Annotated in this window: 5 protein-coding genes; all 5 read left to right on the plus strand. The window is 70.7% G+C overall.

The features are described 5' to 3' along the window. The first annotated feature begins 247 nt into the window (after nt 1–247). The 5 genes from ACIWVC_RS33260 (at nt 248) to ACIWVC_RS33280 (ending at nt 9,026) form a co-directional block, all read left to right on the plus strand. On the plus strand, nt 248–3,412 hold the full coding sequence (locus tag ACIWVC_RS33260; RefSeq protein WP_396455064.1) for a glycosyl hydrolase 115 family protein: 3,165 nt from the start codon (nt 248–250) through the stop codon (nt 3,410–3,412). 90 nt (nt 3,413–3,502) lie between these two features. Continuing rightward, nucleotides 3,503–4,885 carry an endo-1,4-beta-xylanase gene (locus ACIWVC_RS33265; RefSeq protein ID WP_396452756.1) on the plus strand — a complete coding sequence of 461 codons (1,383 nt, stop codon included), beginning with the start codon at nt 3,503–3,505 and terminating at the stop codon, nt 4,883–4,885. A 157-nt stretch (nt 4,886–5,042) separates the two neighbouring features. Further along, nucleotides 5,043–6,830 carry a glycoside hydrolase family 15 protein gene (locus tag ACIWVC_RS33270; RefSeq protein WP_396452757.1) on the plus strand — a complete coding sequence of 596 codons (1,788 nt, stop codon included), beginning with the start codon at nt 5,043–5,045 and terminating at the stop codon, nt 6,828–6,830. Between the two features lie 27 nt (nt 6,831–6,857). Further along, nucleotides 6,858–7,910: a glucose 1-dehydrogenase gene (locus tag ACIWVC_RS33275; protein WP_396455065.1), complete on the plus strand. Its 1,053-nt coding sequence runs from the start codon at nt 6,858–6,860 to the stop codon at nt 7,908–7,910. Nucleotides 7,911–8,024: 114 nt separating this feature from the next. Beyond that, complete coding sequence (locus ACIWVC_RS33280) at nt 8,025–9,026, plus strand: DUF5954 family protein (protein WP_396455066.1); 1,002 nt, start codon at nt 8,025–8,027, stop codon at nt 9,024–9,026. Nucleotides 9,027–9,062: the final 36 nt, after the last annotated feature.

Genomic DNA, 9,062 nt, shown 5'->3' on the forward strand with positions numbered 1-9,062 from the left:
GCGCGGTGCGCGAGGAGCGGCGCCCCGGGGCCGCGGCGGGGCAGGCGCCCGCGGCCGGCCATGATGATCACTTCATCGAAAGATTTCGAAGAGATGATCATGGTCGGTGCGACTCCCGCGACCGGGCTGACCTTTGAAAGCCCGTGAAAGTGGTTGACGCTAGGGGCGCTTGGGACTATTTTCCTGTTTGCTCTCGAAAAGTTATCGAAAAGTTTCGAGACAGCTCCCCCCTCTGAGGAGACCGCCGATGGGCAGTTCCCCGCGGACGTGGAAAGTCCTGCTGGCCCTGGTCCCGACCGTCCTCGCCTTCACCGCCGTGCCCTCCGCCGCGAGGGCCGCCGGACCCGCAGGCCGCGGAGGGCACGGGCACGCCGATCCGGAGTCCTACATCTCGTTCCACGACGGGCGCGGGTACTTCCCCCTCGTCGCGCACGGCACGGCCGCGCCGCTGGTGGTCAGCGGCGCCGACTTCCCCGGCGTCGTGCGCGTCGTCGGCGACCTGCGGTCCGACGTCGAGCGGGTGACCGGCGTGAGACCCGAGGTCACCCAGGACGAGACGCCGTCCGGACGGGACGTCGTCATCGTCGGCACGATCGGCAGGAGCCCGCTGATCAACCGCCTGGTCTCGTCCGGCAAGCTCGACGTCACGGGCATCGCGGGCAAGTGGGAGACGACGCTCGAGCAGGTGGTGGACCACCCGCTGCCGGGCGTCCGCCGCGCGTTCGTGATCGCCGGCAGCGACCAGCGCGGAACGATCTACGGCGCGTACGACGTCTCGAAGAACATCGGCGTCTCGCCCTGGTACTTCTGGGACGACGTCCCGTCCGAGCACCGGCGCGCGCTGTACATCAAGCCGGGCCGGCACACGCAAGGCACGCCCGCGGTGAAATACCGCGGCTTCTTCATCAACGACGAGAATCCCGCGCTGAACCGGTGGGCGCCGAAGTTCTTCGGGAACGGGAAGGCGCCCGGTTATCCGAACGGCTTCAACCACGAGTTCTACGCCAAGATCTTCGAGACGATGCTCCGGCTGAAGGCCAACTACCTGTGGCCGGCGGTCTGGGGGCGGGCGTTCGCCGAGGACGACCCGCTGAACCACGCGACCGCGAAGGAGTACGGCGTGGTCATGGGGACGTCCCATGAGGCCCCGATGATGCGCGGCATCGAGGAGTGGAACCGGCACGCCGTCCCGGCGCAGCGGGACGAGAACGGCGACATCGTCGAACCCGGCCACGACCCGTACGGGGGCACGGGCGAGTGGAGCTACCGCCGCAACGGCGACGCCATCGAGAAGTACTGGAGGGACGGCGTCCAGCGGATGGTCGACGAGGACTTCGAGGGCGTCGTGACCATCGGCATGCGCGGGAACGGCGACGTCAGCCTGCCGGACGGCGACGGCATCGAGCTGATGCGCGGCATCATCGCCAAGGAGCGCGAGATCCTCGGCGAGGTCACCGGCAAGGACCCGTCCGCCACCCCGCAGGTCTGGACGCTCTACAAGGAGGTCCAGCGGTACTGGGACCGCGGGCTGCGCGTCCCCGACGACGTCACGGTGGTCTTCACCGACGACAACTGGGGCAACATGCGCAAGCTGCCCGACCGGAGCCTGCCGGAGCGGGCCGGCGGGTACGGGCTCTACTACCACTTCGACTACGTGGGCGGCGGCCGCAACTACAAGTGGGTCGACACCGCGCAGCTCGGCAACACGTGGGAGCAGCTGCACCAGTCGTACCAGTACGGCATCCGCAACCTGTGGGTGGCGAACGTCGGCGACATGAAGAGCAACGAGCTGCCGCTGCAGTTCTTCCTCGACTACGCGTGGAATCCCGGCAAGTGGCAGCTGGAGAACCTGAGGGAATGGGAGCGGCAGTACGCCGCGCAGAACTTCGGCCCCGAGCACGCGGACGAGATCGCCGACGTCCTGGACGAGTACGGGAACCTGCAGGCGCTGCGCAAGCCGGAACTGCTCAACCGCCGCATCACCGTGGACCCGGACAAGGACCTGTCCACCGACTCCAGCGCGGTCGTCTACGACGACCGGCAGACGCCGTTCTACCTGAACCAGTACGGGGAGATGGCCACCGTCACGGCGCGGTGGAAGCGGCTGGCGGCAGAGGCGGAATGGATACGCGAACGGCTGCCGGAGGAGTACCAGGACGCCTACTACCAGCTCGTCTACTACCAGGTGAAGGCGACCGCGAACCTGTACGAACTGCGTGACGCCGAATTCACCAACATCCTGTACGCGAAGCAGGGACGGGCGGCCGCCAACGACTACGCCGACCTCGCCGAAGCCCGTTTCGACGACGACCAGGCGATGTCGAACCACTACAACACCGAACTCGCCGGCGGGAAGTGGGACGGCTTCCAGAGCCAGCCGCACATCGGCTACGGCGACGTCGAGCGGTACGGACCCAACGCGCCCTGGCAGCAGCCCGAACGCGACAACGTGGCCCTGCCCGACGAGATCTTCCCGAAGCTCAAGCGGATCGACGTCCCCGACGGCGCCGACATGGGCGTGGCGATCGACGGCTCCGACGAATGGTGGCCGCACGCGGAGTCCGAGGCCGTCCTCCCGGAGTTCAGCCCCTACCAGAGCGGCCCCGCCCAGTACATCGAGGTGTTCAACCGCGGGTCCGACCCGTTCCAGTACAGGATCACCCCCGGCAAGCCCTGGGTGCGGGTCACCCATGACAGGGGACGGGTCGACAAGCAGGTCCGGGCGACCGTGTGGATCGACTGGGCCCGCGCGCCCAAGGGCACCAGCCGCGTGCCCATCGAGATCTCGGGTCCGGGCGGGCGCACGGTGACCGTCCAGGCCGTCGTCAAGAAGCCGGCCTCGAACCGGGCGCACGGTTTCGTCGAGGCGGGCGGCTACGTCTCCATGAACGCCGACCACTACAGCCGCGCGACCGGTGCGGGAGCGGCGCGGTGGAAGCGCGTCCCCGGAATCGGCCGCACCGGCGCCGGAATGGAGCCGTTCCCCGTCACCGCGCCCAGCCGGGAGCCCGGCGAGGGACCGCGCCTCGAATACGACATGACGATCACCACGACCGGTCCGGTGAAGGTCTGGGCCTACCTGTCGCCGAGGAACAGCGTCCTTTCGGCCGAGGGCCTGAAATACGCCGTCTCCATCGATGACGAGCAGCCGCAGGTCGTGAACGTCACGGCGCAGACCGGCGCGAACGACACCACCATGAACAGGCAGTGGGAGCGGAACACGTCCGACAACGTGAACCGCACCGTCACCACCCACGCCATCACCGGACCGGGGACGCACACCCTGAAGTTCTGGATGGTCGACCCGACCGTCGTCCTGCAGAAGATCGTGGTCGACACCGGAGGGCTCAGGACCTCTTATCTCGGTCCCCCGGAAAGCCGGCGGGCAGGGTCTCGCTCCACCCCCGAATAGGCACTCTTCATCCCCGGAATCCCGGAAGCCTCCCACTTTCCTCGGAAAGGCCGAACGAAAAGCACTCACTCTCCTAGGAGGAACGAAACCATGAGAAGAGCACTCACCGCAGTGCTGGGAGCAGTGTCGCTGCTCCTCGCGATGCTGGTGGCCGTCGCGCTCCCCGCGTCGGCGGCCCCCGGCACGCTCGGGGAGGCGGCCGCCGCCAAGGGCCGCGTCTTCGGTACCGCCGCCGCGCAGGGCCACATGGGCGAGTCGGCGTACGTCACCACGCTCGACCGCGAGTTCAACCAGCTCACGCCCGAGAACGAGATGAAATGGGAGACCACCGAGCCGTCCCGCGACTCGTTCAACTTCAGCGCGGCCGACCAGCTCGTCAGCCACGCTCAGGCGCAGGGCATGGCGATCCGCGGGCACACGCTGGTGTGGCACAGCCAGCTGCCCGGGTGGGTCAGCGGCATCTCCTCCCGGGACGAGCTGCTCAGCGTGATGCGGAACCACATCGCGAAGGAGGCCGGCCACTTCGCCGGCAAGATCAACTACTGGGACGTGGTGAACGAGGCGTTCCAGGACGGTTCCGGCGCCCGCCGCGACACGGTGTTCCAGCGGGTCATCGGCGACGGCTACATCGAGGAGGCGTTCCGGGCGGCCCGCCAGGCCGACCCCAACGCCAAGCTCTGCTACAACGACTACAACATCGACGGCCAGAACGCGAAGAGCAATGCCGTCTACAACATGGTCCAGGACTTCAAGGCGCGGGGCGTCCCGATCGACTGCGTCGGGCTCCAGGCGCACCTGACCCTGGGCAACGTGCCGTCCGACATGCAGGCCAACATCCAGCGGTTCGCGGCCCTGGGCGTGGACGTCCACATCACCGAGCTGGACATCCGCATGAACACCCCGGCGGACAGCTCGAAGCTCGCCACGCAGGCGAACGACTACAAGAAGGTCGTCTCCGCGTGCCTCGCCGTGTCGCGCTGCACCGTCATCACCGTGTGGGGCATCACCGACAAGTACTCCTGGGTTCCCGACACGTTCCCCGGTGAGGGCGCCGCGCTCCTCTTCGACGACAACTACAACAAGAAGCCCGCGTACAACGCGGTCCTGGAAGCCCTCGGCGGCTCCTCCGACGACGGCGGGGACGACGGAGGCGACGACGGAGGCGACGACGGCACCGTCACCTGCACCTACACCCGCACCGCGCAGTGGAACAACGGCTTCAACGGCCAGGTCGTCATCACCGCCGGCAGCAGTGCGGTCAGCTCCTGGACGGTCGTCATGACCATGCACTCCGGCCAGTCGATCGTCGCCCTCTGGAACGGCACGCCCAGCACGAGCGGCAACGTCGTCACGGTCAAGCCGGTCGGCTGGAACTCCAACCTGGGGCCGGGCCAGTCGGCGTCGTTCGGCTTCACCGCCGGCACGCCGAGCGGCGACGTCTCCGACCCGTCCATCTCCTGCAGCACCCCGTAGCGGACGACGCTTCGGCATCCGGCACGGCGGCAGCTCCCATGTCGCCGTGCCGGCACATTTCCGGGGCCTTTCTCCGAATCTCTGACGGACGGGACATACATCCACTATCACGGGTAGATCGGAGTACGCCGGAGGACCGAGTGCGGGGGTGCGCGTTTTGGCACTGAGGATCGAGGACTACGGGCTGCTGGGCGACACGCAGACCGCGGCGCTGGTCGGCAGGGACGGATCGGTCGACTGGCTGTGCCTGCCCCGGTTCGACTCCCCCGCCTGCTTCGCCGCGCTGCTCGGCGACGAGGACGCCGGGTTCTGGCGGGTGGCGCCCGCGTCCGGCGGCCTGTGCACGCGGCGCCGCTACCGGGGCGACACGCTGATCCTGGAGAGCGAGTGGGACACCCCGGACGGCACCGTCCGGCTGATCGACTTCATGCCGCCGCGCGGGGAGGCGGCCGACATCGTCCGGATCGTGGAGGGCGTCAGCGGGCGGGTCCCGATGCGCACGGCGCTGCGGCTGCGGTTCGACTACGGGCGGATCGTGCCGTGGGTGCGGCACCGCGAGGGCGAGTTCAACGCGATCGCGGGGCCGGACGCGGCGTGGCTGAAGACGCCCGTCGAGCTGGAGGGGCACGACCTCGCCACGTACGCGGAGTTCGCCGTGTCGGCGGGCGACCGGGTGCCGTTCGTGCTGACCCACAAGCCGTCCCACCTGCCGCGCCCGAAGGCGGTCGAGCCCGAGCAGGCCCTCGCCGAAACCGAGGCGTTCTGGTCGGACTGGATGAGGCACTACGAATACGACGGGCGCTGGGACGACGCGGTCCGCCGGTCGCTGATCACGCTGAAGGCGCTCACCTACGCGCCGACCGGCGGCATCGTCGCCGCCGCGACCACGTCCCTGCCGGAGCAGCTCGGCGGCCCGCGCAACTGGGACTACCGGTTCTGCTGGCTGCGGGACGCGACGTTCACGCTGCAGGCGCTGCTCGGCACCGGGTTCGCCACGGAGGCGAAGGCGTGGCGCGAGTGGCTGCTGCGCGCGGTCGCCGGCGACCCGGCCGACCTGCAGATCATGTACGGCATCGACGGCACCCGGCGGCTCACCGAGTTCACGGTGGACTGGCTCCCCGGGTACGAGGGGTCGTCGCCCGTCCGGGTGGGCAACGCGGCGTCCGACCAGTTCCAGCTGGACACGTGGGGCGAGGTCCTGGACGGCCTGCACCTGGCGCGCACCGCCCGGATCGACGCGGACGAGGACGCCTGGGACATGCAGCTCGCCCTGATGGACTTCCTCGAAGGGCACTGGCGCGACCCCGACAACAGCCTGTGGGAGGTGCGCGGGGAGCGACGCCACTTCGTCCACTCGAAGGTGCTCGCGTGGGCGGGCGTCGACCGCATGGTGCAGGGCGCCGAGCGGTACGGCCTGGAGGGGCCGGTCGACAAGTGGAAGGCGCTGCGCCAGGAGATCCACGACGACGTGTGCGCGAACGGGTTCGACGCGGAGCGCGGCACGTTCACCCAGTTCTACGGCTCGCGGGGGCTGGACGCGGCGCTGCTGCTCATCCCGCAGGTCGGGTTCCTGCCGTGGAACGACCCGAGGGTGGTGGGCACCGTCGACGAGGTGCAGCGCGAGCTGTACCGGGACGGGTTCATGCTCCGCTACGACACCGGCGCCGACGGCGGCGTGGACGGCCTGCCGGGCGACGAGGGCTCGTTCCTCGCCTGCACGTTCTGGCTCGCGGACGCGCTGCACGGCATCGGCCGCACCAAGCAGGCGACCGAGCTGTTCGAGCGGCTGCTCGACCTGCGCAACGACCTCGGCCTGCTCAGCGAGGAGTACGACACGGCGGCCGGGCGGCAGATCGGGAACACCCCGCAGGCGTACTCGCACGTCGGGCTGGTCAACACCGCCCGGCACCTGAGCGGCACGCGGCCCGCGCACCACCGCCCCTGAACCGCCCGAAGCCGAAGGAGGAACCGCATGCGCGCCCTGACCGTGCTGCCGAAGAAGGGCGGCTCGCTGGCCGTGACCGACGTCCCCGACCCGGAGCCCGGGGAGAACGACCTGCTGGTGGACGGGCTCGCCGTCGGGGTGTGCGGCACCGACCGGGAGATCGCCGCGGGGGACTACGGCTGGGCGCCGCCCGGGCGCGAGCGGCTGGTCATCGGGCACGAGTCGCTCGGCCGGGTGCGCGAGGCGCCGCCCGGCAGCGGCTTCTCCCCCGGCGACCTGGTCGTCGGCGTGGTCCGGCGGCCCGACCCGGAGCCGTGCGGGGCGTGCGCGCACGGCGAGTTCGACATGTGCCGCAACGGGAAGTACACCGAGCGCGGCATCAAGGAGATCGACGGGTACGCGAGCCGGGCGTGGCGGGTCGAGGCGGACTACGCGGTGAAGCTCGACCCGCGGCTGGCCGAGGTAGGCGTGCTCATGGAGCCGACCACCGTCGTCGCCAAGGCGTGGGACCAGATCGAGAAGGTCGGCGGGCGCTCCTGGTTCGAGCCGCGCCGGGTGCTGGTGACGGGCGCGGGGCCGATCGGGCTGCTCGCCGCGCTGCTGGGCGCGCAGCGCGGCCTGGACGTGCACGTCCTCGACCGCGTCGCGGACGGGCCGAAGCCGGAGCTGGTCGCCGGCCTCGGCGCGACCTACCACCACGAGGGGCTGGACGCGGCCGTCGCGGAGTGCCGGCCGGACATCGTGGTCGAGGCGACGGGCGCGGCCCAGCTGGTGTTCGGCGCGATCGCGAACAACGCCGCGTACGGGGTCGTGTGCCTGACCGGCGTGTCGCCGACGGGCCGCCCGCTGAAGGTCGACGCGGGCGCGCTCAACCGCGACATCGTGCTGGAGAACGACGCGGTCGTCGGGTCGGTCAACGCGAACCTCGGCCACTACGCCGCGGCGGCGCGGGCGCTCGCGGAGGCCGACCTGGACTGGCTGGGCCGCCTCATCTCCCGCCGCGTCCCGCTGGAGCGCTACGACGAGGCGTTCACCCCGCACCCCGACGACGTGAAGGTCGTCATCGAACTGGACGGATAAGCGTCCGAAAACCGGTCTGAATATTGACCGCAATCGCGGACAAGGGTGACGATTCCGGCGCAGGAATGCGGAGAAAACCGTGCGCGCCAGCGGGCGTCCGGCCAGGATGCGGGCATGACCTTCGCGTTGATGCGCGGGTACGACCACATCAACGTGGTCGCCCGCCTCGATCCGGTCGCGGCGGTGCGCGACCGGGAGCTCGGCGAGCGGATCCGGCGCTACCCGAAGATTTTTCCGTTCGGCTCCCCCGATTTCGGCCACGCGGTGCAGCGCGGACGCGAATGGCGCATCGGCGCGCTCGGCTGCGACGACCCCTCCGCCGCCCGGTACGGCCTCGCCGTCGACCTGCGGACGGCCGCCGCCGGCGAGCCCGACCCGGCGACCGCCGGAGCCATGCGCGCGGCCGCCGCCCGGCTCGACCCGGAGGAGGGCGAGCAGCTCGAGAAGGACGAGTGGGAGATCGGCGACCGCCGGTACCGGATCGTCCGGGTGGAGCGGTTCATCCACTTCGGCGACCGGGTGCTGGAGCCGCCGCGCGCCACCGACGCCGGTCTCGCCGGGGACGGTCTCGCCGGGGACGGTCTCGCCGGGGACGGTCTCGCCCGGGACGGTCTGCTGCGCGGCCACCTGATCGACCCGGCGGCGCCGTGCGGCCAGTGGGAGGCGCAGCTGCGGCTGAACCTCGCCGGTTTCATGCCGAAGCCCGGGAGCGTCCCCGGCATCGTCCGGACCGAGGCGCGGCACGCGATCCGGACGCACCCCGGGGTGGTGCTGCTCCCGCCGGCGTTCGTCGCGGTGGAGCTCGACGGCGACTCATGGGCGCCGCTCACCGGCGGCGACGACCCCGACGAGGTCCGCGACCGGCTGGCCCGGCGCTTCACCGGCCTGCTCCCCCGGCTCCGCGAGTTCCAGGGCGACCCGCCGTCCGCCGCGGAGCTCGCCGAATGGGAGGCGATGGCCGCGGGCATCCGCGCCGCGTCCGGGCACTCGTTCAGCGTGCGCGGACGCGAGTTCCGCACCGTCCGCGTCTCCCGCATGCTCCGCCTCGGCCGCGACGGCCCGGAAGCGCCCCGCCCGTCCGACGAGCAGCTCGACGATCACCCGGCGGACGCCTGACCCCGGCGCCCGACCCCGGCGCCTGACCCTGCTGCC

Origin of the sequence: Actinomadura sp., assembly GCF_044508335.1 — a bacterium.
Classification (GTDB): Bacteria; Actinomycetota; Actinomycetes; order Streptosporangiales; family Streptosporangiaceae; genus Spirillospora.

Coding starts and splice junctions, on each gene's coding strand:
- ACIWVC_RS33265 (WP_396452756.1), top strand. CDS start 3,503: ATGAGAAGAGCACTCACCGCAGTGCTGGGAGCAGTGTCGCTGCTCCTC.
- ACIWVC_RS33260 (WP_396455064.1), top strand. CDS start 248: ATGGGCAGTTCCCCGCGGACGTGGAAAGTCCTGCTGGCCCTGGTCCCG.
- ACIWVC_RS33280 (WP_396455066.1), top strand. CDS start 8,025: ATGACCTTCGCGTTGATGCGCGGGTACGACCACATCAACGTGGTCGCC.
- ACIWVC_RS33275 (WP_396455065.1), top strand. CDS start 6,858: ATGCGCGCCCTGACCGTGCTGCCGAAGAAGGGCGGCTCGCTGGCCGTG.